Below are 26,070 nucleotides of genomic sequence, written 5' to 3' on the forward strand. Positions count from 1 at the left end.
ACGGCCCGCTCCTGCTGCCCGGGAATTTCGGTCGGGGCAGCTACCCGAATTGCTGCGGAAGCTGCCCGAATTACTCTGCCGGACTGCCCGAAAAGGAAGCGGCCGCGGGCAGGAATTCCGGAGGAACAGGCACCGGGGATATGCGGGCGCTTGGGGCCGTGTGGCCCGTACGGCGGGGACGTGTACGGGCCCCCGGCGCCGTACGGGCAGCGGCTCTCAGGAAATCCCGGCCCCCGCGGGCGCCGTGGGCTCGGCGGGCTCGGCGGACTCCGTCGGCTCGGTGGGCTCCGCCGTCTCCAGGTCCTCCGCGCCCGCCGGGCGCCAGCCCCTGGCCCGGCCGCGGGGGATCACCACGGCACCGGCGGCCACCAGCAGCACCAGGCCGCCGCCCGCGCCCGCGATGACCAGGGCGCGGTGGCGCGGCCCGGGCGGGGCGGCCGGGGGGACGTGGACGGCAGCCGGCTTCGGGGTGGCGCCCTGCTTGTCGGTGAGCAGCGAACTCACGGAGGCGTATGGGTCCACCCGCGGCGTGCCCGCCGGGTACGCCGACACCGTGAGCTGCCGCGCGACCTCGGCCGCGGACATCTCCGGGTACCGGGCGCGGACCAGCGCCGCCGCGCCCGCGACGTGGGCCGCGGCGAGCGAGGAGCCCGAACCGATGTAGTGGCCGGAGCCCTTGGGTCCGACGCTGACCACCGCGTCGCCCGGCGCCGCCAGGTCCGCGTTGCCCAGCGCGGGCGCGCTGTCGGGGCGTTTGCCGTCCGGGCCGTAGTCGATGACCGAGAGCACGCCGGGCGCGGACGCGGGCCAGTACCAGGGCGCGGGCTCGGCCGGCTGGCCGGTGTTGCGGTCCCTGGGGAGGAAGTCCGGGCCGACCGGGGCGACCACCAGCGCGTCGTGCTCGGCCGCGTACGCCGCGGCCTTGGTCAGCTCGGCCTTCCCCGTCGGCAGCACCCATCCGACGTAGATGACGTCGGCGCCCTTGGCGGCCGCGGTACGGATGCCCGCCGCGAGGGTCGCGACGGTGGTCTCGCCGCGCGTCCGCGCCCCGCGCACCGCCAGGATCCGCGCCTTGGGCGCGACCCCCGCCACCCCCACGCCCTTGCCGGGCGCCGCCGCGATGAGGCCCGCGGCGAAACTGCCGTGGCCCGTGCAGTCCTGGCCCGCGTCGCCGACCGCGGTGACGCGGCCGGACAGCGCCTGGATGTCCGTGCCGACGCCGGAGTCGACCACGGCGACGGTCACCCCGGCGCCCTGGGACAGCTCCCAGGCCCGGCCGAGCCCGAGCGTGGACCGGGACCAGGTCGCGTCCTCGGCCTTCTCCTTGGATGCCTTGGCGCACGGGTCGTCGGACGGCAGCACGGAGATGAGGGCGGGCAGTTCCACCGAGCCCGAGCCCGGATCCGCTGCGGCGGAGGGGACCACGGAGGCGAGCGAAGCCGCGGTCAGCGCGGCGGCGGCGACCGCCCGCGTCACCAGAGGACGGGAAGAAGGTGTACGTCGCATGACGCGCACGCTACGCAGACCGGGGTGGCGCGCCAGGATCGGCGGTTTGCCCGAACGGGCACCGGCGGTCTGCCCTGATGGGCACCAGGACGTGCACTCGGCGACCCGATCCCCGTCTGACCCCGTCTGACCACCGCGGGATTCCCGTAGCCTGCATCGCGTGTGCGCCTCGTGCGCGCGTCTCCTGCATGCGCGGCCCCTGCGACCGTACCGCCGGCGGCCGGGCCCGGCCGCGGCAATCGCGGCCCACGCCCAGGTCATCGAGGTGCGGCAGGCACCACAACAAGGAGGTCCCAGCGTGTCACGGCAGTTGCTCACGGTCGGCCCGGACCACACGGAGAACTTCCGGACGATCGGCGAGGCCCTGGCGAAGGCGCGTACGGGAGCGGTCATCCGCGTCAAGCCCGGCCGCTACCGCGAGAACCTCACCGTCAAGACCCGGCTCACCATCGTCGCCGACGGCGAGCGCGGCAGCGTGGAGATCTGCCCGCCGCGCGGCACCGCCGTGGTGCTCGTCGCGGACGCGGTGATGCTCACCGACCTGACGCTGCGCGGCGGCAGCGAGGACCTGCCGGTGGTGGACGCGCCCCGCGGCCAGGTCGCCATGGACGGCTGCACCGTCGTCGGCTCCGGCTGGACGGCGCTCCTCGCCCGCGAGAACGGCTCGCTGGCCATGCGCGGCTGCCGGGTCTCCAACCCCGAGGGCGCGGGCGTGGTGGACACGGCCCCCACCGGCAGCATCATCGACGACTGTCTGATCGAGCACCTGGGCACCTCCGCCGTCGTCGTCAGCGAGCAGGCCCGCACCACCGTGCGCGGCTGCCGGATGCGCGACGCCAAGGGCAACGGCCTGCTCGCCAACGGCGAGGCGCAGGGCCGGGTCGAGGACTGCGACATCTCCGGCACCGAGAAGCCCGCCGTCGCCCTGGAGGGCCGGTGTGCCACGCACGTGGCGCGCACCCACGTGCACGACACGTCCGTCGGCGTCTACGTCACCAGCGCCGCCCGGCCCACGCTGGAAGAGGTCACCGTCAGCGACACCACAGGACCCGGCATCGTGCTCGCCCAGGGCGCCGATCCGGAGCTGCTGCGCTGCGGCACCGCGCGTACCAAGGGCAACGGCCTTGCGGTCACCGAGCGTTCCCGGGGCACGTTCCAGGACTGCGCCTTCGACGCGGCGGCCGCCTCCGCGATCCGCGTCATCGGCTCCAGCGCCCCGCTGCTCTCCGACACCACCGTGCGGGACTGCGCCGACGCGACGGGGGCCGTGTGGCTGGCCGAGGACGCCTCGGCCGAGTTCGACCGGCTGGAGGTGGTGGACGCGGCCGGGGTCGCCGTCTCCATCCGTACCGGGGCCAACCCCCTGGTGCGCAAGGCCCGCCTCATCGCGCCCGGCGGCCACGGCATCGAGGTCGTCGAGGACGGCCGCGGGCGCATGGAGGACTGCACGGTCGAACGGCCCGAAGGGGCAGGGATCCTCGCGGCGGGCGGCGGTGCCCCCGAGATCACCGGCACCGTGCTGCGCGGGACGGCCCAGGCCGCCGTCTGGGTCGGCACCGGGGGTCGCTCCACCGTGCGGGACTGCCAGATCCACGCGGGCACCGCCGCAGGGCTGCATGTGGAGAGCGGCGGCGAACTCTCCGCCGGCCACACCCAGGTGACCGAGGCCGGGGCGCACGGCGTGCTCGTCGCCAACGGCGGCCGGGCCACGCTGGAGTCCTGCCAGATCAGCGGCAGCGTCGGCGACGGCATCCGCGTCGACAGCTCCGAGCAGGTCACCCTCACCGACTGCGCCGTACGGGACAACCGCGGCGCGGGCCTGAAGCAGACCCGGGCCACCGAGCGCCTCACCGTCCAGGGCCTGAACAGCAGCGGGAACGCCGCCCCAGACGCCTGGGGCGAGACCGCCGGGGACCTGGCCCAGGAGGGCAAGGCCGCGGCCGGCCCCGGCGGGAAGAAGCCCGAAGGCCCGCTCGCGGAGCTGGAGTCGCTGATCGGCCTCGCCGACGTCAAGCACCAGGTGCGCACCCTGGTCAACCTCAACCAGCTCGCGCAGCGCCGGGCCAGCCTCGGCTTGCCCGTCCCGCCCATGAGCCGCCACCTGGTCTTCTCCGGACCGCCCGGCACCGGCAAGACCACCGTGGCCCGGCTCTACGGCGGCATCCTCGCCGAACTCGGCGTGCTGAACTCCGGGCACCTGGTCGAGGTCTCCCGCGCCGACCTGGTCGCCCAGGTCATCGGGGGTACGGCCATCAAGACCACCGAGGCGTTCAACGAGGCGCTGGGCGGCGTGCTGTTCGTCGACGAGGCGTACACGCTGCTGTCCGACGGCAAGGGCTCCGGCGCCGACTTCGGCAAGGAAGCCATCGACACGCTGCTGAAACTGATGGAGGACCACCGCGACGAGGTCGTCGTCATCGCCGCCGGATACACCGACGAGATGGGCTCGTTCCTCGCCTCCAACCCGGGTATGGCCTCCCGCTTCACCCGGACCATCGAGTTCGCCAACTACTCGGTGGAGGAGCTGGTGACCATCACCGAGTCCATGTGCGCGGCGCACCGCTACGAGTTGGACCCCAGCACCCTGGACGCCCTCGCCCGGCACTACGAGCGGATGCCGCGCGACGCCACGTTCGGCAACGGCCGCGCCGCCCGCCAGGTCTTCGAGGAGATGATCGACCGGCAGGCGTTCCGGCTGGCCTCGATGGCCAGCCCCGCCGAGTCCGACCTCACCCTGCTGCTGCCCGAGGACGTCGCGGGCGCCTCGGCCGCCGCGGGCGCGGACGGCGGCCGCAGCTCCGAGGAACTCCTCGCCGACCTCGACGCCATGATCGGTCTCCAGGCCGTCAAACGCGAGGTCACCGACCTGGTCAACCTGCTGTCGGCCACCAGGCAGCGGCAGGCCGCAGGACTGCCCATCCCGAAGATCAGCCACCACCTGGTCTTCTCAGGACCGCCCGGCACCGGCAAGACCACCGTCGCCCGCCTCTACGCCGACCTGCTGCACTCCCTGGGCGTGCTGACCACCGGCCAGTTGGTGGAGGTGGCCCGCGCCGACCTGGTCGGCCGCTATGTGGGCCACACCGCGCAGCTCACCAAGGAGGTCTTCGAACGGGCCCTGGGCGGCGTGCTGTTCATCGACGAGGCGTACACCCTCACCCCCGAGGGCGCCGGCTCCGACTTCGGCCGAGAGGCCGTCGACACCCTGCTCAAGCTCATGGAGGACCACCGCGACGAGGTCGTCGTCATCGTCGCGGGCTACACCGAGGAAATGGCCCGCTTCCTCGCCTCCAACCCCGGCCTGGCCTCGCGCTTCTCCCGCACCGTGGACTTCGAGCACTACTCCGCGGACGAACTGGTCGAGATCATGAGCCGCCACGCCACGACCTCCGGCTACGACTGCGCACCGGAGACCGTCGAGGCGCTGCTCCGCTACGTGGCCGGACTGCCGCGCGACCGCTCGTTCGGCAACGCCCGTACCGCCCGCCAGATCCTGGAGGCGATGATGACCGCCCAAGCCCGGCGGATCGGCACAATGGCCGCACCGGGCCTGGACGACCTGCGGCTGCTGCTGCCGGAAGACCTTCCGGCAGAGACGCGGCAGCCGGCGGGCTGACCAGGGCCGACGGGGAGGGCGGCCAGGGGCAACCGGTCCTGAAGGGTGTCTTTATTGCCGTATGGTGGTTGACCTGGGGCTTTGCGATCGCCCAAGTGTGGGCATGATCCCTGATCGTGGGTCTGCGACTGCTTTACCTGATCTTCTGTCGACTACTGAGCTGCTTCCTGTTGCTGGGCCGCTCGACGGCCGCGAACAACGCCGAGATCCTTGCCCTTCGTCATGAGGTCGCTGTGCTTCGTCGGCAGGTACAGCGGCCGCGGCTCTCATGGGCTGATCGTGCCGTGCTCTCCGCTCTCGCACGGCATCTGCCACCCTGCGGGACTCTGTCGCCCGATTCAGCCGACCTGGCGAGACCGGTGGACCGCTGGCGGAGAAAGCGGAAGTGGCGCTGATCGAATCGGACCTCACCACGAATCGGGCGACAGAGTCCTGCGGGGCTCGAATAATCATCGCTCCTCGTCAAGCGGCATATCTGTACTCGTTGATCACGCCGCCGAGGATGCGGGTGCGCAGGACTCTGCGGCTGGCCGACTCCAGGATCGGAGGTGGTTGTCCGTGAGCTTGGGGAGGTAGTTGGCATCGGGCCCGGTGGGGGCGGTGCGCGTTGTAGTGCCTCTGGTGCACGGCCAGGACCTGGCGCGCGTGACCTTCGCCAAGGATGAGTATGTGGTCCAGGACTTCTCGGCGGAGAGTGCCGATCACTCGTTCACAGTGGGCGTTGGCCTTCGGCGCACGGACCGGCGTCTTGATGATCTCGATGTCCTCGGCCTGGAACACGGCGTCGAAGGCCTCGGTGTACTTGCTGTCGCGGTCCCGGATGAGGAAGCGCAGCGAGTCCATGCGTATGCCGAGGTCGGTGGCGAGGTTGCGGGCCTGCTGGGTGGCCCAGGCCGCGGTCGGATGTGCGGTGACGCCGGCGATGTGCAGGCGCCGGGTGCGGTGCTCGAGGAAGACCAGGGCGTAGAGACGTTGCAGGCTGATGGTGTCGATGTGGAGGAAGTCGCAGGCGATCAGGCCGGTAGCCTGCGTAGAGAGGAACTCGCGCCAGGTTGGGCCGGTGCGGCGTGGTGCGGGGTCGATGCCTGCGGTGTGGAGGATCTGCCAGACGGTCGAGGCGGCGATCGGGTGTCCGAGCCGGGCCAGTTCACCTTGAATCCGGCGGTGACCCCATCGGCTGTTCTCGCATGCAAGGCGCAGTACGAGGTCCTTGACGGCGGCCTGCGTGGGCGGCCGTCCGGGACCGCGGCGTCGTCGGGAGAAGTCCCACCGGAGGGCGACGAGCCTGCGGTGCCAAGCCAACAGCGTGCTGGGAGCGATAGGGAAGACCTTTGCCCAGCGGCGGCGGGGGATCAGGGAGAACAAGGAGACGAACCACAGGCGGTCCGCGGGTTCGTACCGTACTTGTCCCTGTAGTTGGCGTCGTAGCACGGCGTTTTCATGGCGCAGGACAAGAAGTTCGGCCTCCTTCGAGGTGTCCCGCCGCAGAAGCACCGTCGGGACGGCCAGAAGGCGTCGAGTCACCTGGTACAGGAGCGACACGATCATCCCATCATGGTCGCAGCTCTCTGCATGCCGGGTGGGACGTTTGACCAGCAGCGATGAATAACCGAGCCCCACACGATGGACGGGGCGATGAAGGTGTATTGCTCCGGCGCGATGAACTGACCGGTGACCACACCCGCGAACATCTTCCGAATCTCACCCGCGGCGGTGCTCCAGGCCAACGTTCCCTTGTAGCGCTTGCACTGGTAGTTGTGCCAGGGACCTTCCAGGCCCTGGCGAGTGAGGAATGCGGCCACGTCGATGCCGTGGTCGCCAGCGCCTCCTTGGCGCTCCACCCGCACGTACAGGCCGTCCAGCGCGGGCACCCACTCCTCGACGAACTTCTCAAACTCGTGGGGATCGTAAGTGAAGACTATCTTCTCAGGCGAAGGCATAGCCGGAAAATGCATGGCCATTGGATAGTTGAGGATGAGCGACGGAACACCTGCCTGGCTCCCTGCCCCCCCCCCCCGTTATGTTCTTCGCGGTTCCGCAATGGGGCCGCTGGCCTCCGGGCCCGGCATGACTGTTCCCCCCTGTCGAACGGATGACCTGGGGGGTGGTGTCACCGGGCCCGGGAGGTGCCGTCGGAGACGCTGATCAGAGGTCCGGCCACCGCCCGGTCCGGCGCAATGCCGGACAGCTCGCGGGCGGCAGGTCTGCATAACGTGGATGCGCGAGCACGACACCCGAGCCGAGGCCGGCACCGCCAACACCCCTTGGGAAGGGGCGCGATGTTCGAGATCGAAGACGTGGGCGTGTTCCTCGGCCTGGACGTCGGCAAGAGTGCTCACCACGGCCACGGACTCACCCCGGCCGGGAAGAAGGTCCTCGACAAGCAGCTGCCCAACAGTGAGCCGAAGCTGCGGGCCGTCTTCGACAAGCTGACCGCGAAGTTCGGCACCGTCCTGGTGATCGTGGACCAGCCCGCCTCCATCGGAGCCCTGCCCCTGACGGTCGCCCGGGACGCGGGCTGCAAGGTCGCCTACCTGCCCGGACTCGCGATGCGGCGGATCGCCGACCTGTATCCGGGCGAGGCGAAGACCGACGCGAAGGACGCCGCGGTGATCGCGGACGCCGCCCGCACCATGCCCCACACCCTGCGCTCGCTGGAACTGACCGACGAGATCACCGCCGAACTGACCGTCCTGACCGGCTTCGACCAGGACCTTGCGGCCGAGGCCACCCGCACCTCCAACCGGATACGCGGCCTGCTCACCCAGTTCCACCCCAGCCTGGAACGCGTGCTCGGCCCCCGCCTGGACCACCAGGCCGTCACCTGGCTGCTGGAACGCTACGGTTCCCCGGCCGCGCTGCGAAAGGCCGGTCGCCGCAGGCTCGTCGAGGGGATCCGGCCCAAGGCCCCGCGCATGGCCGCCCGGTTGATCGACGATGTCTTCGACGCGCTCGACGAACAGACCGTCGTCGTCCCCGGGACCGGCACCCTCGACCTCGTGATCCCGTCCCTGGCCCGCTCCCTCGCGGCCGTCCATGAACAGCGCCGGGCACTGGAGACCCAGATCAAAGCCCTGCTGGAGGACCACCCTCTTTCCAAGGTCCTGACCTCGATGCCGGGGGTCGCGGTCAGGACCGCCGCAGTACTGCTGGTCACCGTCGGCGACGGCACCAGCTTCCCCACCGCCGCCCACCTGGCCTCCTACGCCGGCCTCGCTCCGACGACGAAGTCTTCGGGGACTTCGATCCACGGCGAACACGCGCCCAGAGGCGGCAACCGCCAGCTCAAGCGGGCAATGTTCCTGTCCGCGTTCGCTGCCCTGCACGATCCCGCCTCCCGTTCCTACTACGACCGCTGCCGGGCCCGCGGGAAGACCCATACGCAGGCTCTTCTCCGCCTTGCCCGACAACGGATCAGCGTGCTGTTCGCGATGCTTCGCGACGGCACCTTCTACGAACCCCGCCTCCCCGAAGCAGCCGTCGCATGACCAGCTCAGGCTTGACGAAGGACATAGAGGCACCCCCCCCCCGCGATCCCTGACTCGGGTCCAACGTCTCCCCCTGAATGCCGCCGCTTTCCGCGATGGACCCACTAGAGGTATCACTGACGGATCGCTCACGGAAAGACCACAACCGAATGAATAAGGTCCAGGGGTCGGGGTGCCGAGCGAACAGACACGTGTGACGGGAGTAGGCCGGTGACTCGTCGGCTGGCCGGAGCAGCAGCTCCTGGGCTCTCAGGGGCCGGAACAGGCTCGGACAAAGAGCGGCTTCTGTGCCTGAGATCCGCCTGCTGGTGGAAGCCCGATGGGTGCGGCTCGCTCATTCGTCGTCATGGTCTTCGGCCGCGGCCCTGCGGGAACTGTCCCAGACTCACTGCGCGGTGGATGACCAGTGCCAGCTCCCGGGTGTCCTCGGTGAACGTGTCAACGCGGATCTTGTCGCCGCTGCGCAGACGGATGCCGAAGGTGAAGCCCATGCCCCGGGCCTCGGCCAGGGGCCGCCCGTCGTCGCCGTTGGTGCTCACCTGTTCGATGTCTGTCCAGGGGATCAGGGTGGCGGTGCCGGCAATCCGGTGAGTCAGTCCTCGCTCGTGGATGTCGAAGCACTGATCCCGGGTGCGAAGAGCTTGTGTCAGTCGCCAGATCCCCAGGCCCAGGCCCACCAGGCCGACCCCGAGCAACAGGCCCGCCAGCTCAGGGGCGCCGTCGGTGGTACCGATGGAGGCAACGGCGACGGGTATTCCGAAGGCCGTGCCCACGGCGCCGGTGATCAGCAGGGCGCCGGCCTGGCGCAGGCGCCTGCCGCCGTCGGTGCGGTGCTCGCGGACGAATCCCCCCAGTTGCCGGGCTGCTTCCGTGCGCCGCATCAAGTCCCCTCCCGAGTTGTGAACACCTCAAAGACTGCCCGTCGGCAGCCCGATGATTCACCCGTCACCGGCAGAACGGGAAGGTGGCCGACGCCGACAGGTGTCGGCCTCATGGGGAGGATTCGACGATCCGGAAGGCCGACGGCTCAAGAAGCATCGTGCCGACGGGTCCGCTCGGCCTTATGCCTGATGTTTCTGATGGCCTCGCGCCATCGCCAGGAATCGCTGGTGTACCAGCCTTCCTCATCGATCGGCTGCCAGTCCGCCAGTTCTTCCAGCTGTGAGATCACCGTATCTACGTCGATGGTGTCGTGGTGCCTGCTGTCGTCGCCGAGTTGACGTGCGAGGTCGTGCAGTCTGTGGGCAGCACGGTAGTACGAGACCTGGGTGTCGGTTAGCCTGCGCACGGCGTAGCCGCCACACTTGCTGCACCAGTCGAAGTCGTCCCGGGCGAGCAGGTCAACGATGGTCAGAAGATCGTCGCTGGCTGCGACACCGCGCTCCCCGGCATGCCTGCACAGGGGCGAGTGGCCCTTGCCCTCGATCCCCGGATCCGCGTTCGTGGCGTAGATCTGGGCCACGGCCAAAGACCCCAGCGGAACGCCACTACCGCTGCGCCACCTGTCGGCGCCGGGCTGTCTGAAGGGCGCGAGATCCAGCCAGTCGTGGGCGAGGAGGCCCCGCCACACCGCCAAGGGCAGCACCCGCTCACGGCCTGCGTCGAGGCTTCGCAGATCATGCACCCCTCGCGACAAGGCAAGCAGGCGCAAGTTGGGTTCCCGTTCGGCATCCCGGTAGGTGTGCCGGACAGCCTGGCGCGCACCGTCCTCACCACCGAACTCCTCGCCGAATCGCGGATGGTGAACGCCTCGATCACCATCCGTCCAGTAGTTCTCGCCCGTCTCGTGGTCGGAGGCGACAGTCCGGGCCCACGGGCCCATCAGGCTCCCCGGGAGGTCGGCGGCCCCTGCGACAAGGGCTCCGACCCACCCCTGCGCGAGCCTCCTCTCGATAACGTCGAGAGGCAGCACCTCAGCCCCACCACTCACCGAGAAGACGACGTAGAGCTGGTCAGCACCGGGCGAGAAGCTCCTCAGCGCGTGGATGTGTTCGGCGGTGATGGGTCGCCGGTCGAAGACCGGGGTGTCGTCGAAGACCCCGGGGCTGACGGTGCCCTGCCGACCGGCCGGACCGCGACTCGGCTCGGTCGGAACGGCTTCTCCGCGGGACGGTTCGCACATCATGCTGCTCGACGGACCGAGCAGTCTGTCGGCGACGAGGGCGGGAACGTCAAGTGTGACCGTACGACGTCCCCAGTCCGCGTCGACGGCCCACACGGCCACAACGCCCTGCGCCCATAGATCCAGCCCTTCCTCCGGAAGGCGTGCCGTCACAAGCCGTGTCGGCCTGCCCTCACCCGATGTGGCAAGCACGCGGGCCTGCTCTTCCCACGCCTCGACCAGACGTGCCGCTCCAGTGCGGGCCTCGCCATACCCCTTCCGATTGCCGCGGATGTCCTGCACGAGGTAGTAGGAGATATACGAGCGCGCCCGAGGACCTTCCCAGCCACTCTCGGCCGCGCTCTGCCACCGGCGCCACAACGCGCTCAGCCCCGCGGATACCTTGCCGCTGCCGCCCAGAACCGCGAAGGCCGCATCCTCGTCAGGGAGCCGGAGCATCTCCAGGATTGCTGCCGCAGCAGCGACGAGCAGCCCCGCCGGCTCGACGAACAAGGCCGCCTGCGAGCGCAACGTCTCCAGATACTGCGCCTTCGCCGCCAGCCGCGGCTTCGCCCAGTCCTCGAGCCAGGAGAAGTGGGCAAGGGTGGCCTGACCCCTGTACAGGCTCTCCGCCGCACCACGCCAATGAGAGAACACCAGGTCACGCAAGCGCTCCGCGTCCTCAGGCGCCTCCTGCCCGTCGTCCTCGTCACCCTCTTCATCGGCGACGTCCGACTCCGAGCCCAGAAGTTCCGCAGCAGCCTGTACCTCTTCCTGCGTCCAGCACTCGTCATCGTCCGGTTCGGTGTAGGACTGCAGCTGATAGAGCAGCCCCACTCCGCCGAGTGCCCGCAGGAACATGCCCAGCGCAGTTGTCGGCCGTGCCCACAATCCCCACTCCGTACAGCGAGAGCACAGCCGCCCCATCACCGCCGAGCGCAAAGAGACCTGAGCAGTCCTCACATCGGACGTACGAAGCTGGCTGCATGCTCTGGCAACGTGCAGCCTGACGTTCTTCCCCTTAGCCGAGTAGACCGTGATCGGCGTGCCTTCGAACGGCCCGAGCGGGACCTCGGCCATCAGCAGTGATCATGCACAAATCTCCCCCAATCCTCCGGTTCGCGAGCCTAGCGCCAACGACCGACAGGCCGGCTACTGATCTGACCCGAGTTCGGCTCGCATGGCGAGGCGTAACCCAGTGAGCGCCGCCTCGTAGGCGCCACGACCTCCCGAGTAGGCCTCATCGCCCGCAAGCACGCCGGCCGCGGCGAGATCCCGCATGTCCCGAAGCCGCCGGAAGGTCTCCTCGGACGCCGCGACAACGAGCGCTGACGCGGTAATCGTCATCTGGTAGCGCAGTTCGTAGCACGGAGCGAAGCATTCCCGCGCCAATCTCTCCCGCTCCAGCGCCCCAAGGTCACGGTCTCGGGCAAGGAGGCGAAATGCGTTGCGCGCCTTCGATAAGCAGGTCAGGTACTCGCCGTACAGGGTTCGGCGAACCCCCAGGAGATGGGCGCTCTGGTCCCGCCGCCACCGATGGCGGTCGAAGAACGCACCTGATGCCGTTGCGATGACAGCGCCCGCCGCAGCGCTTACCAGAGTCACCCACTCCACGACGTGACCATAGAAGGGCTCGCTCGGGACCGCCAGAGCGTGAGCGCCCGCTTGGCACACTATTTTTGAGCAGCAACAGCAAACGTCGAGCGTCGAAACCCCGACTGCCATTGCCTCGCACTTGTGGCGCCACGACAAGGGATCACCGCAGGCCAGAGGGGCTGCGACACCTCGGGTGGTCGCATTGGCGAGCTCACCAGGTCCAAACTGGATGTGTCGGCACCTCTGCTCCACATACGGGAGGCGATCATCATGCCCTCCCCTGCCGACCGAGGCCGTGTCTACCGGCGCTGTGGCTGCCGGGATGCCGAGCATCGTCAGCTCGGTATGCGCTGTCCCAAGCTCGCCGGCGATCGTGATCATGGCACCTGGACTTTCGCCGTGGACCTGCCCGCCCCCGCTGGCAAACGCACCACCGTCCGCCGCGGCGGCTTCCCCAGCGAAGATGCCGCCCGGTCCGCGCTGCGTCGGATGCTCGAGGGCGAGGCGGGCGGCTTCAACGCCGATCCGAACCAGACCGTGGCCGACTACCTCACCACCTGGCTCGAAGCCAAAGCCCTCACCCTCAAGCAGACCACTCTCGTCCGCTACCGCGACTACGTCACCCACGACCTCATCCCGGCCCTGGGCACACTCAGGCTCGACGACCTCGCCTACCGCCACATCGCCGGCTTCGCCCGCACCCAACTCGCCGCCGGCCGCGGCAAGGTCACCCTCCACCGCTGCCTCGCCACACTCTCCAGCGCACTCGGCGACGCCGTCCGCTAGCGCCGCCTCGCCCACAACCCCGCAAAGCCCTCCGTCCTCCCCCGCCCACCAGCCGCCGAACACACCATCTGGACACCCGAACAAGCCGCCCGCTTCCTGCGCCACTGCCACCACACCGACCCCCTGATAGCCGACTTCGTCGAAGTCCTCATCGGCACCGGCATGCGCAAAGGCGAAGCCCTCGGCCTCCACTGGACCGACGTCCACCTCGACGAACAAGTCCTCACGTCCGCCACACCCTCTCCGCCATCAACAACAGCCAACTCGTCATCACCACACCCAAAACCCGCAGCAGCAAAAACTGGGTCGCCATCTCCCCACGTGTCGCAGCCGCTCTCCAGCACCAGGCCCCACTCACCCCCGCTGCACCTCGCCCCGACGATCTGTTCTCCGGCCTGGTGTTCACCCGGCCCGACGGCCAACCCCTGCGACCACAGACACTCCTGGACCCCTTCAAACGACTCGCAGCCCAGGCCAAAGTCCCCATCATCACCCTCCACGACCTGCGCCACCTCGCCGCCACCCTCCCCATCACCGCAGGCATCCCACTCCTCACCGTCTCCCAGACCCTGCGCCACTCCACCGTCTCCACCACCGCCAACATCTACGCCCACCTCACCCGGCAAGCCGCCCGCGACGCCGTAGAAGCCATCGACAAAGCACTCACCAAAGCCGACGCCGGCCACACCGGCGGCATCCGCCGCCACTGGCCACCCCGACCGCGACCACACCGCGACCACCGAAACCGACCCCACCACCACTGGAAACGGACCTACTCCCCCACCAAGACCGCTACTTCACCCACCGCACCCCGACCCCAACAAGCCACTGCGACCACAATGCGACCACCAGCCCCCACAACACGAAAAAGGCCGCTTTCCCATCTCTGAGAAAACGGCCTCCGACCTGCGAAAACGCTGGTCGGGACGACAGGATTTGAACCTGCGCCCCCTTGACCCCCAGCCCGTCAAGTGCCGTGCCGGAGCGCATCACGCGATCCCAGCTGATGGTTATCGCGCCCATACAACGTGGCAAGGTCGATCAAGTGGACGTCATCGCGGCCCGCGGCCATCTCGCAGAGCGGCGGGGTGAAGCCGTGCTGGGAGAACAAGGCCAGAGCGGCATCGGCACTGTCATGGCCTTGAGAATTCAGAACGGTGCGGATGTGCTCCAGGCGTTCCAGGTCTTCCACGCCGCGGCGTCGGACGGTCGCCTTGGCCTCGCCGAGCAGAGCGATACGCGCCTTGGGGGTGCGCGGCTTGTCGCCGGGGGTGAGGGCGACGACGTCGAGTTCGTGCTTGGCGCGTCCCTCGGTGTCGTGGATGTCGGTGGTGCCGACCGCTCCGGCGGTGATGCCAGCCTCGTCGGCGGCATAGAGTCGCACCCAGTCCCGGGCGAGTTCTTCGAAGTGGGGACCGAGGATCTGCGAGGCGAAGGTGGGGACAGCCGCCTGCCACACCTGCTGGCCTTCGCGGCGCTCGAGCAGGTCGGTGTAGGGGACGGTGATCAGCTGGTTGAAGCGGATGATCGGGTCGGCCACGGTGATGGTGGGCTTGCGCTGGCGCAGCAGGTCGTCCTCGCGGCGCAGGTAACCGGAGGAGAGGAGGACGTCGAGGATGTGGGCGAGGGCGGTGCGTTCGCGTCCGATGAGTCCGCCGATCTTGCTGGGGGTGGTGGCTCCGGCCGCGACGGCGGAGAGGACCTCGTAGTAGACGACGCGATTGGTGATACGCGGGTCCTCGCGGAGCAGGTACTCCGTCTCGTTGCGGGTAAACAGGCCGAGGTCGATGTCGAAGAGGTTGTTCACGACCCAGTCGCCGAAACCGTCGATACCGGCCGGCGGATCGTCTTGAACCAACTGCCGGTAGCCCGGGGCCCCGCCGAGGACCGCGTGCAGTTGGAAGGCCAGCTGCGGGTCGTCGATGCCCCACAGCGCCGCGGCCTGCCGGTAGCTGAAGGGGCCCAGCCGCATGTCCAGTACGGCACGGCCGCGCAGCGGTTTGGTGCCCGAGAGCAGCTCGTGCATCACCGACATCGCCGACCCGCACAGAATGAGGCGTCCGCCGGGGGCCCTGTCGGCCTGCGAGCCGTCGTACAGGTGCTGGAGCAGCGAGGGCAGCTGCGGGCTGTGGGTGAGCAGGTACGGGAATTCGTCGATCACCAGCAGCGGGGCGCCGCCAGCTTCCGCGCGCCGGGCCACCACCTGAAGCGCCGTGGCAAGGATCTGCTCCCAGTCATCGAGTCGGACCGCACTCTCGGGCAGGCCAGCGTGCCGCGCGATGGCGGCGCAGAAGCGGTGTTGCGCCGCGCGCGTTCCCTCTTCCTGGACCGCCGTGATGTACAGGCCACCCGCAACATCGCACAGGGCACGCAGCAGGAAGGACTTGCCGTGACGGCGGCGCCCGGAGACCAGGCCGATGCGCAGCGGCTGCCCTCCCCGCTCAAGGAAACGCACAAGCGCCGCCCACTGCTCGTCGCGGTCGAGCACATGCCCTGGTTTCTCCATGCTCGCCTCCAGGTAACCCTACACGAACCCTACGCCATCAGTATAGCTCGGTTTATACAAAACTCGATGAGGCACGGTTATACCGCAAGGTGGACCGCTGCGCCTGCGCTTGGCGAGAATGACATCCTGTGCTGTGGGGCTCGAATAATCGTCGCTCCTGGTCAAGCGGCATATCTGTACTCGTTGATCACGCCTGAAGTGAAGGGTGTCAATATTCCGATCAGGCCGCTGAGCTGGGCGTCTCCTGCGGATGGTGAGGCACCCGGGGCGACATGGTGTGGTACTCGTTGAGCAGTCCGCCAAGTACCTGGCGACGCCTGACCGCGGCAGCGGGCAGGGGGATGACGTTCGGGTCATCGTCTGAAGCACGTAGGTCGAGGCTGCGGTGGGCCCGTCCCGCGTTGTAGTGCTCCGCGTACGTGGTGAGGACCGTACGCAGGTGTCGTTCACCGGTGATCAGGAGTCGGTCGGTGCACTCGGCGCGGGCTGTGCGTATCCATCGTTCGGCGAACGCGTTGGACCGGGGGCTCTGCGGTGGCGTTGGGATGACGGCTGTGCCGTTGCCGGCGAAGACGGCGTCGAACGCGGCGGTGAACCTGCTGTCCCGGTCACGGATGAGGAACCGGAAGCACCCGGCCCTGTCTCCGAGGTCCATGAGCAGATTGCGGGCGAGTTGGGTTACCCACGCACCGGTCGGGTGGGCGGTGACGCCCAGGACGTGAACGCGCCGGGCCTTGATCTCCATGATGAAGAAGACGTAGAGACGTCTGAGGAAGACGGTCTCCACATGCATGAAATCGCAAGCCAGAAGCGTGTGCGCCTGCGAACGGAGGAAGAAGCGCCAGGTCTGCAGGGAGGCGCGCTGCGGTGCGGGTAGCAGGCCGGAGCGGCGCAGGACGCGCCGGATCGTGGCGGCGGCGACCCGGTGGCCAAGCCGTCGCAGCTCGCCCTGGATCCTGACGTATCCCCAGGTCGGGTTCTCTCGCGCCAGGCTCTGGATGAGTGCTGTCTCTTCCGGCAATGGTGGACGACCGGGCCTGACCGGTGTTTGGCGCCATTTCCAGCGCACCAGACGGCGGTGCCAGGCCAGCAGGGTGCCCGGGGTGACCAGCCGGTGGCGGTGTAAGACGGGTGGCAGGTGCCGTGCGAGAGCGGAGAGCACGGCACGATCAGCCCATGAGAGCCGCGGCCGCTGGACCTGCCGGCGAAGCACAGCGACCTCATGACGAAGGGCAAGGATCCCGGCGTTGTTCGCGACGGTCGACCGGCCCAGCGAAAGAAGGCAGCCCAGCAGTCGGCAGAAGATCAGGTAGAGCAGTCGCAGACCCACAATCATTGATCATGCCCACATGCAGGCAATCGCAAAGCCCCAGGTCAACCACCGTACGGCAATAAAGACACCTTTCAGGCGTTCCGTGACCCGATGACGACCTGCTGGCCCGCGCCGACGAGCCGGTAGGCGAGGCCGCGCCCCTGTGGGCCGGTTCCGCCGAGGATGCCGACGACCAGGCCGGACACATCGGGAAGGCGATGGGGATCGTTTCGAGTGGCTTCAGCGGGAGTGGAGGGACGGGTGCTGGCGGCTTCGTCGGGAGTCGTCATGCTGTGGTCCTTGGCTCGTTCGGTTCGTTCTTCCGCGGCCCGGTGCCGTTCGTCGTCAGCGGGCTGCTCGGGCCGCGATGCGGGACATCGGCCGGCGCCGTCAGGCGGTCAGCAACTCCACGCGACGGATCACCTCGCGGCAGAAGGCGCCCACCCCGTTCGGGTCGTCAGTGAACTGCGAGGGCTTGATGCAGAAGGTGGTGAAGCCCTGGGCCATCTGCGCGGGGATGGGCTCGAGGGCCTGGGCGAGGTCGGCGCAGGAGTCGTCGTCGGGGAACACGGCGCGGGTGCCGCCGATCATCTCCAGGTCGGCGATGTCGCGGCCCGCCGCGGCCATCGCGGCCTTCAGCGTCTGTATCTCCTCGGACGTCACCTTGCCCAGCGGGTTGAAGGCATGGCCGTACCGGACGATCCTGCGGACCATCGCGTCGTGCATGCCCGCGCCACCGAAGCACAGTCGGGGGCCGTCCGGGCGGTATGCCTTGGGCTCGAAGTACACGTCCCGGAAGGTGTAGTACTCGCTCTCGTGGGACACGGGAGAGGGGCCCCACAGCTTCGCCCAGATCTCCAGGTGCTCGTCGAGGAGCTTGCCGCGCCGGGAGAACGGGACACCGAGTGCCGCGTACTCGTCCCGGCTCCAGCTGACGTTGGGCAGCACGATCAGACGGCCCTCGGAGAGAAGGTCGAGGGTGCCGAGCTCGCGGGCCAGGAGCAGGGGGTGCCGCAGGGGAGCGATGACCGCCGACGCGGCGAGGCGCAGCCGCTCGGTGACGGCGGCGATCGCGCTGAGCAGCATGAGGGAGTTGGGCCATGGGGTGTGGGGGTCCTGGTTGCCCGGCAGGGCGTAGTCGCGGGGGTTGCCCATCACGCCGCCTGCTCCGGCGTCGGGGCCGAGCACGATGTGTTCGCTGATCATGACGGAGTCGAATCCGGCGTCCTCGGCTTCGCGGGCCCAGCGGATCACGGTCGGCAGGTCCGCGCGGCCTGCGGTCATGGTCCAGTTCTCGCTCAGGACGAGCTGCATACGGGGAGTGGTCATCGTGGCGATCCTCAAGGCGGGCGTGTTTGAGGGCAGGAGTGAGGGGCGGCCGCTCGTTCTGGCCGGGGCGCCCGGGGCGGCCGCAGCCGTCTGGACGGCTGCGGCCGGCAGTCAGGCGAGGGTGACCTCGACCGGCAGCTTCTTGATGCCGTTGACGAAGTTGGAGCGGACGCGCGGCACGTCACCGGCCAGGCGGATGTCGGCGATGCGCGGGATGAGCTCCTCGAACATGATGCGGATCTCGGTGCGGGCGAGGAGGTTGCCCAGGCACAGGTGGGGGCTGCCCTTGCCGAAGGTGACGTGGTCGTTGTGCTGCCGGGTGACGTCGAAGTTGTAGGGATTGCCGAAGACCTGCTCGTCGCGGTTGCCGGAGGCGTACCACATGACGACCTTGTCGCCTTCCTTGATGTGCTTGCCGCCGAGTTCGACGTCGCGGGTGGCGGTGCGGCGGAAGTGGTAGACGGGGGAGGCCCAGCGCAGGAACTCCTCGACCGCCGTGGGGATCAGGGACGGGTCGTCCTTCAGCTTCGCCAGCTGCTCGGGGTGCTGGAGGAGGGCCAGCATGGAGTGGGAGATGGTGTGGCGGGTCGTCTCGTTGCCCGCCACCACCAGGAGCAGGAAGTAGTTGTCGAAGTCCTGGGCCGAGAGCGGGACGCCGTCGCGCGGCGTGGTGTTGACCAGCTTCGAGACCAGGTCCGTACCGTCGCCACCACGCCGCTGCCGCGCCAGCGCCCTGCCGTACTCGAAGACTTCGATCGACGCGGGGGAACGGAAGGGCAGGTCGCGGTACTTCTCGCTCTCCGCGCTGTGCAGCAGGACGTCGGCGTAGTCGGGGTCGGTGTTGCCGATGATGCGGTTGCCCCAGTCGATGAGCTGCTGGTTGTCCTCCGGCGGGACGTCGAGGAGCCGGGCCAGGACGTTGATGGGGAAGTCGGCGGAGACGTCGGCGACGAAGTCGAAGGTGCCCTTGGCGAGGGCGGCGTCGAGCGTCTTGGCGGTCAGGCCGCGCAGGAAGTCGCTGTAGCTGTTGATGACGCTCGCGCCGAACTGCCGCTGGATCACGTTGCGCAGGGCGCGGTGGCGGACGCCGTCCATCTCCAGGATGGAGGCGCGCTTCTTGACCTGGTCGTCGTCGAGTTCTTCGAGGTTGACGAACCTCGTGGAGGTGAAGGTCTCCGGGTCGCGGTCGACGGTGGCGATGTCGGCGTGGCGGGTCACCGCCCAGAAGCCGGAGTTGGGGGTCTCTTCGGGCTGCCAGTGGACCGGGTCCTGGTGGCGCAGGGTGTGGAACATGCGCCACGGGGTGATGCCGTCGGCGAAGTTGTCGAGGTCCGCGAGGTCCACCCGGTCGAGCGGCAGGGGCTCGTCGAGGGCTGCGCGCAGTTCGGCCCGGGTGGTGGGGACGGCGGGAACGGTGGAGCTGGTCATGTGGCGGATCCTTCGGGCGAGGGCTTCGGGGCGGGCTTACAGGTGGTAGGCGTACTCGGTGAACTCCCAGTCGGTGACGTGCCGCCCAAAGCGTTCGAGCTCGTCCCGCTTGTAGGTGAGGAAGGACGTGGTGAAGTCCTTGCCGAGCAGGTCGGTCAGGGCGGTGTCCGACTCCAGCGCGTCGAGCGCGGCCGACAGGCTCTGGGGCAGCAGGGCGGCACGGGAAGTGTCGTAGCCGTAGCCCTGAAGCGGGGCGGGCGGTTCCTCGCCGGCCTGGACGCCGAGCGAAGCGGCGGCGATCGTGCCGGCGATCAGCAGGTACGGGTTGGCGCTTGCGTCGCCCAGTCGCAGCTCCAGCCGCGCCCCGCCACCGCGCTCCGGCGGGATGCGGACCATGGCGCTGCGGTTGTCCAGCCCCCAGTCGATCAGCCAGGGGGCGAGGGTGTCCGGGCCGAAGCGCTTGTAGGAGTTCACGGTCGGGTTGGCCAGGGCTGCGAGCGCGGGCGCGTGGGCGAGAATGCCCGCGATGGCGTGCCGGGCCGTGGCGGACAGGCCGTAGGAGCCTGCCGGGTCGTCGAAGGCGTTGTGGCCATCGGCGTCGTTGCAGGACAGGTGGAGGTGGAAGCCGGAGCCGCCCGCGTCGCCGAAGGGCTTGGCCATGAAGGTGGCGAGGTTGCCCTCCTTGCGGGCCAGTTCCTTGACGGCGGCCTTGAAGCGGAAGGCGCGGTCGGCGGCGTCGAGGGCGGCGGAGTGGGTGAGGTTGATCTCGTACTGGCCGCCGTCGAACTCGTGGTTGCCGGTGACGACACCGAGCCCCAGGTCGCGCAGCGCGCGCAGGGTGCGCAGCAGGTGGTTGTCGGGGTCGGCGCGCAGGCCCGCGGTGTAGACGGCGCCGGCGGTCTGCGGTGAGCGGCGCCAGCCGGTGGGCAAGCCGGGGGCGGCCTCCAGCAGGAAGTACTCCAGCTCGGGGCCGACCACGGGGCGCAGTCCCTGCTCGGCACAGCGGGCCAGGACGGTGCGCAGCAGGTCGCGGGGGGACTCGGGCGCCGGGGCACCGGTCGCCGGGTCGGTGACCTCGCCGAGACAGGCGGCGACACCCGGCTCCCAGGGCAGGACGGCCAGGGTGGACAGGTCGGGGCGTACGGTCACGTCCGGCAGACCGGCGTCCAGACCGCCCGCGACCGGGACCACGTCGCCCTGCGGGGTGGTGTGGTAGACGGCGCGGCAGAAGGCGAGGCCGTGCTCGCAGGCCGACGGCAGATGGTCCAGCAGCACCTCGCGGGCGCGGTCGGTGCCGATCAGGTCGGGGTAGACCACGCGGACCACGTCGACGCCCTCGGCGGCGAGCCGCTCCATGTGCTGGCGGATGTCTGAGGTGTCGGATGCGCTCACCGGTGTCTCCTTGGCGGAAGGAAGGGACTCCCCGTGCCGGGGGCACTGGGGGTGGGGTGCGGAGGAGGGAAGCCGGGGCGGGGGAGAAGCGCGCCCCGGACTAATCATTTGATCCCGAACGATATGGAGGGGATTGCGTCCCCGCAAGGGGCTGGTAGATAAAAGTTATCCATCTGGACAGGTATTGACCAGGGTCGGACGGCTTCCTATCTTGTTTGAAGCCAAACGAGTGAGGGGTGCGGCATCCGCTGGATTTTGCCCCCTTTGGCCGAGGGGCCCGGCCGCACCCGGGCCGGGCCCCTCTCTTTCTCTCCTCTTCTTTGCTCCGACGCCCTCACCCCTCAGGAGGACCGCCATGAAGGTCGTCGTCGACATGAACAAGTGCCAGGACCACGGCCAGTGCGTCTTCGCCGCCCCCGACGTCTTCTCGATGAACGACGACGGACACCTGGTGTACGTGTCCGACCCCGATGACGCGCTGCGCGACGAGGTCGAAGAGGCCGCCGACGTGTGTCCGCTGCAGGCCATCCGGATCGAGGGATGACCGCCATGACCGCAACCCCGACCGGACGTGTCGTCGTCGCCGGCGGCTCGATGGGCGGCCTGCGCGCCGCCGAACAACTGCGCGCGGCGGGCTGGACCGGGACGATCAGGGTCATCGGTGACGAGCCCCACATGCCCTACAACCGGCCCCCGCTGTCCAAGGAGGTGCTGGCCGGCAAGGCCCCCTTCGAGTCGCTCGCCTTCACGCCGAAGGCAGCCGCCGCCGACGTGGAGTGGCGGCTCGGCACGAGGGTCGTCGCCGCCGACCTCGACCGGCGCGTCGTCGAACTCGACGACGGCTCGGCGATCTCGTACGACGGACTGGTCGTCGCCACCGGCATGCGGCCCCGGCGCCTGCGCTGCCCCGGACCGCTCACCGGCCGCCACACCGTCCGCACCCTCGCCGACGCCCAGGGCCTGCGCGACGAGCTGACCCGCCCTGGTGCCCGCGTGGTCGTGGTCGGCGCCGGCTTCATCGGCTGCGAGGTCGCCGCCACCGCCGTGGGCCTCGGCGTCCGCGAGGTGACCGTCGTCGATCCGCTCCCCCTGCCCATGGTCGGCCCGCTCGGCGAACTGCTGGGCCGCGCACTGCTGAAGCGGCACGAGGAGCGAGGGGTGCGCTTCGCGCTGGGCACCGGAGTGTCCGGTTTCGAGGGCGAGGACCGGGTCACCGGGGTCGTGCTGAGCGACGGCACTGTGCTGCCCGCCGATGTGGTCGTGGAGTCGGTCGGCTCCGTGGCCAACGTCGAGTGGCTGGAGGGCAACGGCCTCGACCTCAGTGACGGCGTCCTTACCTGCGAGCAGCTGCGGGTCGGGGGACGGCCGGAGGTCGTCGCGGTCGGCGACGTCGCCCGCTTCCCCAACGCCCGCTACGACGGCGTACCCCGGCGTGTCGAGCACTGGTCGATCCCCACCGACACGGCCAAGCACGCCACGAAGGCCCTTGTCGCCCATCTCACCGGCATAGACGGGGACTTGGTGCCCTTCGCCCCGCTGCCGACGTTCTGGAGCGACCAGCACGACTTCCGGCTGCAGTCCTTCGGCGCGCCCGTCCTGGGCAAGGACGACGTACGGATCCTGGACGGCGACCCCGACGGTGACGTCCTGGTCGGATACCACACCGGTGGCCGGCTCGTCGGCGTCGTCGCGCTCGGCGGTCAGGCCGCCGCGATGGGGGCCGCCCGGTATCGCGCCCAGTTGCTCAAGCAGCCCGCCCTCACCGCGTAAGGAATCCCTTCATGTCCACTGTCCGTGGTTACTTCCACCCCAAGACGGCGAGCGGTGCCTCCTCGCTGATCCCGTCCCCGCCGTGGCGCTACTCCGGCGACCTGCTGACCGTCGAGTACCGCACGGATCCCGCGCGGGTGCGTGAACTGCTGCCCGAGCCGCTGGAGCTGGCCGACGAGGACCCTGGCGCGGTTGCTTTGATCTGGGCCGACTGGCAGTCCTGCTCGGAATCGGGCCAGGAGCTGCTGGACCCGGTGCTCGCCCAGTACAAGGAGGCCTTCGCGGTCGTCCGCTGCAAGTACCGGGGACAGACCTACAGCCGCTGCGTCTACATCTGGGTCGACAAGGACTTCGCCATCGCCCGCGGACTGCACCAGGGATACCCGAAGAAGCTCGGCTCGATCCACCAGACCCGCCCGCACCCGTACGGGCCCGCCCCGCGCATCGAGGCCGGCGCCCGCTTCGGGGCGACCCTCGCCGCCGCCGACCGGCGCCTCGCCCAAGCCGTGGTCACCCTGCGTGAGCCGTCGGAGACCAACGGCTTCGTCAACGCCCACCCCATGGCCCACCACCGCTGGCTGCCCTCCATCGAGAAGGGCAAGGGCCTGGCGCTCGACGAGCTGATCGAGTCCGGCGCCGCCTCCTTCGAGGGCGGGCAGCCGTGGCGCGGCGACGCCGAGCTGGAGCTGTTCGAGGCGCCCACCGAGGAACTGGCACGCCTGGAGATCCGCGAACCGATCGCCGCCTACTACCGGCAGGTCGGCGTCGTCTGGGACGGCGGCCGACTGCTGGAGTCCGGCACGTCCGGCGCCGAGTAACCCCGTACGCACCACAGGACTTGGAGACCGGACATGACCGAGCACACCCTCACGGTGGCCGGGGTCGCCGTCGACACCCGGCACTGGATCGGCGGCGAGCGCGTCGCCTCCACCGAAACGTTCACCGATGTCTCGCCGATCGACGGCAGCCTTCTGGGGGAGATCTCCCGGGGCACCGCCATGGAGGCCGCGGCCGCGGTGGCCGCGGCGAAGGCCGCCTTCCTTGCCTGGGCCGCCACCCCCCGCGCCGAACGCGCCCGCATCCTGCATGCCGTCGCCGACGGCGTCGAGAAACGGCTGGAAGAGCTCGCCATCGTCGAGACCACCGACAACGGCGCCCTGCTCCGCTCCCACCGCCGGGGCGTCATGCCCCGCGTCGCCCACAACTTCCGCTTCTTCGCGGACTGGCTGCTGAAGCTGGAGCACGAGGACTTCGAGACGCGCGGGCACACCAACCACGTCAGCTGGGACCCGGCGGGCCCCAGCGTCCTGATCACCCCCTGGAACGCCCCCCTGATGCTGGCCACGTGGAAAGTCGCCCCCGCTCTCGCCGCAGGCAACACGGTCATCCTCAAGCCCGCCGAGTGGACCCCGCTGACCGCCTCCCTGCTGGCCGACATCGCCGCCGAGGCCGGGCTGCCGGCCGGGGTGCTGAACGTCGTGCAGGGGTACGGCTCGGAGATCGGTGACGCCCTGACCTCGCACCCTGACGTGCGGCGGATCAGCTTCACCGGTTCGGTGCCGACGGCGAAGCGGATCTCGGCCTCGGCTGCCGCGAACCTGACCCCGCTCAGCCTCGAACTCGGCGGGAAGTCCCCCCTGTTGGTGTTCGCCGACGCCGACCTGGACCTCGCGGTCGACCTGGCGGTGGAGCAGTACGACAACGCCGGGCAGGTGTGCCTGGCCGCAACGCGCTTCCTGGTCCAGGAGTCGGTCGCCGAGGAGTTCACCCGCCGCTTCGTCGAGAAGGCCGGGCAGCTCACCCAGGGCGACCCGCGTGACGAGGCCACCGACATCGGCCCGAACATCCACCCGCGCCAGCTGGAGAAGATCGACGGGTTCGTGCAGCGGGCGATCGCGGCCGGGGCCCGCGCGGTCATCGGCGGGCACCGGGGGGACGGCCAGTACTACGCGCCGACCCTCCTCACCGACGTCGCCCAGGACTCGGAGATCGTGCAGGAGGAGGTCTTCGGACCGGTCCTGACACTGCAGACCTTCGCCACCGAGGACGAGGCCGTCCGCCTCGCCAACGACACCCGCTTCGGGCTGGCCGCCACGCTCGCCACCGGTGACCCGGAGCGCGCCGAACGCGTCACCGCCCAGCTGGTCGCAGGCACGGTCTGGACCAACTGCTTCTTCGTCCGCGACCTGCAGGCGCCCTTCGGCGGCTCCCGCCACTCCGGCGTCGGCCGCGAGGGCGGCACCTGGAGCTTCGACTTCTACTGCGACGTGAAGAACACCGTGACCGCGCCGAACGGCTGGAGGAACCATGGGTGAGATCGTCGGGGCGGGCCTGCTCGCCCACGTCCCCACCATCGTGCTTCCGCAGGAGACCCGGCTGGAGCTCAACGCGGGCAAGGAGATCACCCTCGTCACCGGCCTGCACCAGCTCCGCAAGGACGTCTTCGAGCGCGACGACTACGACACCGTCGTCGTCCTGGACTCCCACTGGGCCACGACGGTCGAATTCGTCGTCACCGCCCAGCAGCGCAGGGCCGGCCTTTTCACCTCCGAGGAGCTGCCGCGCGGCATGTGCCGGATGCCGTACGACTTCCCGGGTGACCAGGAACTCGCCCACAACATCGAGAAGTTCGCCGACAAGCACGGCACCTGGATCACCGCGATCGACGACGAGTACCTACCGATCTACTACGCCACCATCAACCTCTGGAAGTTCCTCGGCGAGGGGCTGCACGACAAGCGGTGGGTGACCATCGGGGTCTGCCAGACCGGCGACATGGAGGACCACCTGCGCCTCGGCCGCGCCCTGGCCGACGGCATCGCCGCCACCCCGGGCCGCCGGGTCCTGCTCATCGCCTCCGGTGCGCTGTCACACACCTTCTGGCCGCTGCGCGAACTGCGCGACCACGAGTCGAGCGACCCGGTGCACATCTTCACGCCCGAGGCGCGCGAGGCCGACCAGGAGCGGATCGCCTGGTTCAAGGAGGGCCGCCACGACAAGGTCCTCGACACCATGGACGCCTTCTGGAAGTTCAAGCCGGAGGCGAAGTTCTTCCACTACCTGATGATGGCCGGCGCCCTCGGCGAGCAGGCGTGCGTCGCCCGGGCCCGCCAGTACGGGGAGTACGAGAACTCCATCGGCACCGGTCAGGTCCACCTCTGGTTCGACCGCCCGGCCGACGGCTGGACCGGCGCCGGCCTGCCCTCCCCGCGCACCCCTCACAGCCGTATCTAGAAAGGC

At 69.5% G+C, this 26,070-nt stretch carries 20 protein-coding genes, 1 tRNA gene and 1 pseudogene; 9 read left to right on the forward strand and 13 right to left on the reverse strand.

Annotation, left to right across the window (positions count from 1 at the left end; genetic code table 11):
- Window positions 1–216: 216 nt before the first annotated feature.
- Window positions 217–1,506 (reverse strand): S8 family serine peptidase, encoded by a 1,290-nt coding sequence (locus ACFV2X_RS31835; RefSeq protein WP_385623115.1) that lies wholly within the window; start codon window positions 1,504–1,506, stop codon window positions 217–219.
- A 298-nt stretch (window positions 1,507–1,804) separates the two neighbouring features.
- Here ACFV2X_RS31835 and ACFV2X_RS31840 point away from each other — a divergent pair, with 298 nt between their 5' ends.
- Entirely contained in the window at window positions 1,805–5,122 is a 3,318-nt protein-coding gene (locus ACFV2X_RS31840) for a right-handed parallel beta-helix repeat-containing protein (protein ID WP_385623118.1), read from the forward strand.
- A gap of 462 nt (window positions 5,123–5,584) precedes the next feature.
- Here ACFV2X_RS31840 and ACFV2X_RS31845 read toward each other — a convergent pair whose 3' ends face one another.
- Both ACFV2X_RS31845 and ACFV2X_RS31850 read right to left on the reverse strand, forming a co-directional pair.
- Window positions 5,585–6,670 carry an integrase core domain-containing protein gene (locus tag ACFV2X_RS31845; RefSeq protein ID WP_385623121.1) on the reverse strand — a complete coding sequence of 362 codons (1,086 nt, stop codon included), beginning with the start codon at window positions 6,668–6,670 and terminating at the stop codon, window positions 5,585–5,587.
- The gene (locus ACFV2X_RS31850; RefSeq protein WP_385623123.1) at window positions 6,667–7,077 is read right to left on the reverse strand and encodes a restriction endonuclease; all 411 of its coding nucleotides are present in this window, start codon (window positions 7,075–7,077) and stop codon (window positions 6,667–6,669) included. Before ACFV2X_RS31850 ends, ACFV2X_RS31845 begins: the two co-directional genes overlap by 4 nt.
- A 324-nt stretch (window positions 7,078–7,401) precedes the next feature.
- Here ACFV2X_RS31850 and ACFV2X_RS31855 point away from each other — a divergent pair, with 324 nt between their 5' ends.
- On the forward strand, window positions 7,402–8,610 hold the full coding sequence (locus tag ACFV2X_RS31855) for an IS110 family transposase (RefSeq protein ID WP_385623124.1): 1,209 nt from the start codon (window positions 7,402–7,404) through the stop codon (window positions 8,608–8,610).
- Between the two features lie 344 nt (window positions 8,611–8,954).
- On the opposite strand, the gene ACFV2X_RS31860 is transcribed toward ACFV2X_RS31855, so the two are convergent.
- The 3 genes from ACFV2X_RS31860 to ACFV2X_RS31870 all read right to left on the reverse strand — a co-directional run bounded on the left by ACFV2X_RS31860 (window position 8,955) and on the right by ACFV2X_RS31870 (window position 12,688).
- Window positions 8,955–9,491 (reverse strand): hypothetical protein, encoded by a 537-nt coding sequence (locus ACFV2X_RS31860; RefSeq protein ID WP_385623126.1) that lies wholly within the window; start codon window positions 9,489–9,491, stop codon window positions 8,955–8,957.
- 146 nt (window positions 9,492–9,637) lie between these two features.
- Window positions 9,638–11,791: a hypothetical protein gene (locus ACFV2X_RS31865; RefSeq protein ID WP_385623129.1), complete on the reverse strand. Its 2,154-nt coding sequence runs from the start codon at window positions 11,789–11,791 to the stop codon at window positions 9,638–9,640.
- A 72-nt stretch (window positions 11,792–11,863) separates the two neighbouring features.
- Window positions 11,864–12,688 (reverse strand): hypothetical protein, encoded by an 825-nt coding sequence (locus ACFV2X_RS31870; RefSeq protein WP_385623131.1) that lies wholly within the window; start codon window positions 12,686–12,688, stop codon window positions 11,864–11,866.
- An 18-nt stretch (window positions 12,689–12,706) separates the two neighbouring features.
- On the opposite strand from ACFV2X_RS31870, the gene ACFV2X_RS31875 reads away from it, so the two are divergent.
- Both ACFV2X_RS31875 and ACFV2X_RS31880 read left to right on the forward strand, forming a co-directional pair.
- Window positions 12,707–13,093 (forward strand): hypothetical protein, encoded by a 387-nt coding sequence (locus tag ACFV2X_RS31875; protein WP_385623134.1) that lies wholly within the window; start codon window positions 12,707–12,709, stop codon window positions 13,091–13,093.
- A gap of 311 nt (window positions 13,094–13,404) precedes the next feature.
- Window positions 13,405–13,983, forward strand: a complete 579-nt coding sequence (locus ACFV2X_RS31880) for a tyrosine-type recombinase/integrase (RefSeq protein ID WP_385623198.1) — start codon at window positions 13,405–13,407, stop codon at window positions 13,981–13,983.
- Between the two features lie 28 nt (window positions 13,984–14,011).
- Here ACFV2X_RS31880 and ACFV2X_RS31885 read toward each other — a convergent pair.
- The 7 genes and pseudogenes from ACFV2X_RS31885 to ACFV2X_RS31915 form a co-directional block, all read right to left on the reverse strand.
- A tRNA-OTHER gene (locus tag ACFV2X_RS31885) sits at window positions 14,012–14,087 on the reverse strand.
- Window positions 14,061–15,599, reverse strand: coding sequence for an ATP-binding protein (locus tag ACFV2X_RS31890; RefSeq protein WP_385623137.1), 1,539 nt, complete (start codon window positions 15,597–15,599; stop codon window positions 14,061–14,063). Before ACFV2X_RS31890 ends, ACFV2X_RS31885 begins: the two co-directional genes overlap by 27 nt.
- 220 nt (window positions 15,600–15,819) lie before the next feature.
- The gene (locus ACFV2X_RS31895) at window positions 15,820–16,929 is read right to left on the reverse strand and encodes an integrase core domain-containing protein (protein ID WP_385623139.1); all 1,110 of its coding nucleotides are present in this window, start codon (window positions 16,927–16,929) and stop codon (window positions 15,820–15,822) included.
- A 77-nt stretch (window positions 16,930–17,006) separates the two neighbouring features.
- Window positions 17,007–17,201: pseudogene (locus ACFV2X_RS31900) on the reverse strand (NAD(P)-binding domain-containing protein); the annotation flags it as partial.
- A gap of 100 nt (window positions 17,202–17,301) precedes the next feature.
- Window positions 17,302–18,240: a TIGR03619 family F420-dependent LLM class oxidoreductase gene (locus tag ACFV2X_RS31905; protein ID WP_385623141.1), complete on the reverse strand. Its 939-nt coding sequence runs from the start codon at window positions 18,238–18,240 to the stop codon at window positions 17,302–17,304.
- A 111-nt stretch (window positions 18,241–18,351) separates the two neighbouring features.
- Entirely contained in the window at window positions 18,352–19,668 is a 1,317-nt protein-coding gene (locus ACFV2X_RS31910; protein ID WP_385623143.1) for a cytochrome P450, read from the reverse strand.
- Window positions 19,669–19,704: 36 nt separating this feature from the next.
- A complete protein-coding gene (locus ACFV2X_RS31915) occupies window positions 19,705–21,060 on the reverse strand; it encodes a glutamine synthetase family protein (RefSeq protein WP_385623145.1) in 1,356 nt (451 codons plus the stop codon).
- 355 nt (window positions 21,061–21,415) lie between these two features.
- Here ACFV2X_RS31915 and ACFV2X_RS31920 point away from each other — a divergent pair, with 355 nt between their 5' ends.
- From ACFV2X_RS31920 to ACFV2X_RS31940, 5 genes are read left to right on the forward strand one after another with little or no spacing between them, the layout of a single operon-like run.
- Window positions 21,416–21,604 (forward strand): ferredoxin, encoded by a 189-nt coding sequence (locus tag ACFV2X_RS31920; RefSeq protein ID WP_385623147.1) that lies wholly within the window; start codon window positions 21,416–21,418, stop codon window positions 21,602–21,604.
- A 5-nt stretch (window positions 21,605–21,609) separates the two neighbouring features.
- Window positions 21,610–22,830: an NAD(P)/FAD-dependent oxidoreductase gene (locus ACFV2X_RS31925; RefSeq protein WP_385623149.1), complete on the forward strand. Its 1,221-nt coding sequence runs from the start codon at window positions 21,610–21,612 to the stop codon at window positions 22,828–22,830.
- Between the two features lie 11 nt (window positions 22,831–22,841).
- Window positions 22,842–23,648, forward strand: a complete 807-nt coding sequence (locus ACFV2X_RS31930; protein WP_385623152.1) for an acetoacetate decarboxylase family protein — start codon at window positions 22,842–22,844, stop codon at window positions 23,646–23,648.
- Window positions 23,649–23,681: 33 nt separating this feature from the next.
- Complete coding sequence (locus ACFV2X_RS31935) at window positions 23,682–25,145, forward strand: aldehyde dehydrogenase (RefSeq protein WP_385623154.1); 1,464 nt, start codon at window positions 23,682–23,684, stop codon at window positions 25,143–25,145.
- Window positions 25,138–26,064, forward strand: a complete 927-nt coding sequence (locus ACFV2X_RS31940) for a 3,4-dihydroxyphenylacetate 2,3-dioxygenase (RefSeq protein WP_385623155.1) — start codon at window positions 25,138–25,140, stop codon at window positions 26,062–26,064. The genes ACFV2X_RS31935 and ACFV2X_RS31940 overlap by 8 nt, the downstream gene beginning before the upstream one ends.
- Window positions 26,065–26,070 lie beyond the last annotated feature (6 nt).

Source organism: Streptomyces sp. NPDC059679, from assembly GCF_042734105.1.
Lineage (GTDB): Bacteria > Actinomycetota > Actinomycetes > Streptomycetales > Streptomycetaceae > Streptomyces.

Coding starts and splice junctions, on each gene's coding strand:
- ACFV2X_RS31835 (WP_385623115.1), bottom strand. CDS start 1,506: ATGCGACGTACACCTTCTTCCCGTCCTCTGGTGACGCGGGCGGTCGCC.
- ACFV2X_RS31845 (WP_385623121.1), bottom strand. CDS start 6,670: ATGATCGTGTCGCTCCTGTACCAGGTGACTCGACGCCTTCTGGCCGTC.
- ACFV2X_RS31850 (WP_385623123.1), bottom strand. CDS start 7,077: ATGCATTTTCCGGCTATGCCTTCGCCTGAGAAGATAGTCTTCACTTAC.
- ACFV2X_RS31855 (WP_385623124.1), top strand. CDS start 7,402: ATGTTCGAGATCGAAGACGTGGGCGTGTTCCTCGGCCTGGACGTCGGC.
- ACFV2X_RS31860 (WP_385623126.1), bottom strand. CDS start 9,491: ATGCGGCGCACGGAAGCAGCCCGGCAACTGGGGGGATTCGTCCGCGAG.
- ACFV2X_RS31865 (WP_385623129.1), bottom strand. CDS start 11,791: ATGGCCGAGGTCCCGCTCGGGCCGTTCGAAGGCACGCCGATCACGGTC.
- ACFV2X_RS31870 (WP_385623131.1), bottom strand. CDS start 12,688: ATGATCACGATCGCCGGCGAGCTTGGGACAGCGCATACCGAGCTGACG.
- ACFV2X_RS31890 (WP_385623137.1), bottom strand. CDS start 15,599: ATGGAGAAACCAGGGCATGTGCTCGACCGCGACGAGCAGTGGGCGGCG.
- ACFV2X_RS31905 (WP_385623141.1), bottom strand. CDS start 18,240: ATGACCACTCCCCGTATGCAGCTCGTCCTGAGCGAGAACTGGACCATG.
- ACFV2X_RS31910 (WP_385623143.1), bottom strand. CDS start 19,668: ATGACCAGCTCCACCGTTCCCGCCGTCCCCACCACCCGGGCCGAACTG.
- ACFV2X_RS31920 (WP_385623147.1), top strand. CDS start 21,416: ATGAAGGTCGTCGTCGACATGAACAAGTGCCAGGACCACGGCCAGTGC.
- ACFV2X_RS31925 (WP_385623149.1), top strand. CDS start 21,610: ATGACCGCAACCCCGACCGGACGTGTCGTCGTCGCCGGCGGCTCGATG.
- ACFV2X_RS31930 (WP_385623152.1), top strand. CDS start 22,842: ATGTCCACTGTCCGTGGTTACTTCCACCCCAAGACGGCGAGCGGTGCC.
- ACFV2X_RS31935 (WP_385623154.1), top strand. CDS start 23,682: ATGACCGAGCACACCCTCACGGTGGCCGGGGTCGCCGTCGACACCCGG.
- ACFV2X_RS31940 (WP_385623155.1), top strand. CDS start 25,138: ATGGGTGAGATCGTCGGGGCGGGCCTGCTCGCCCACGTCCCCACCATC.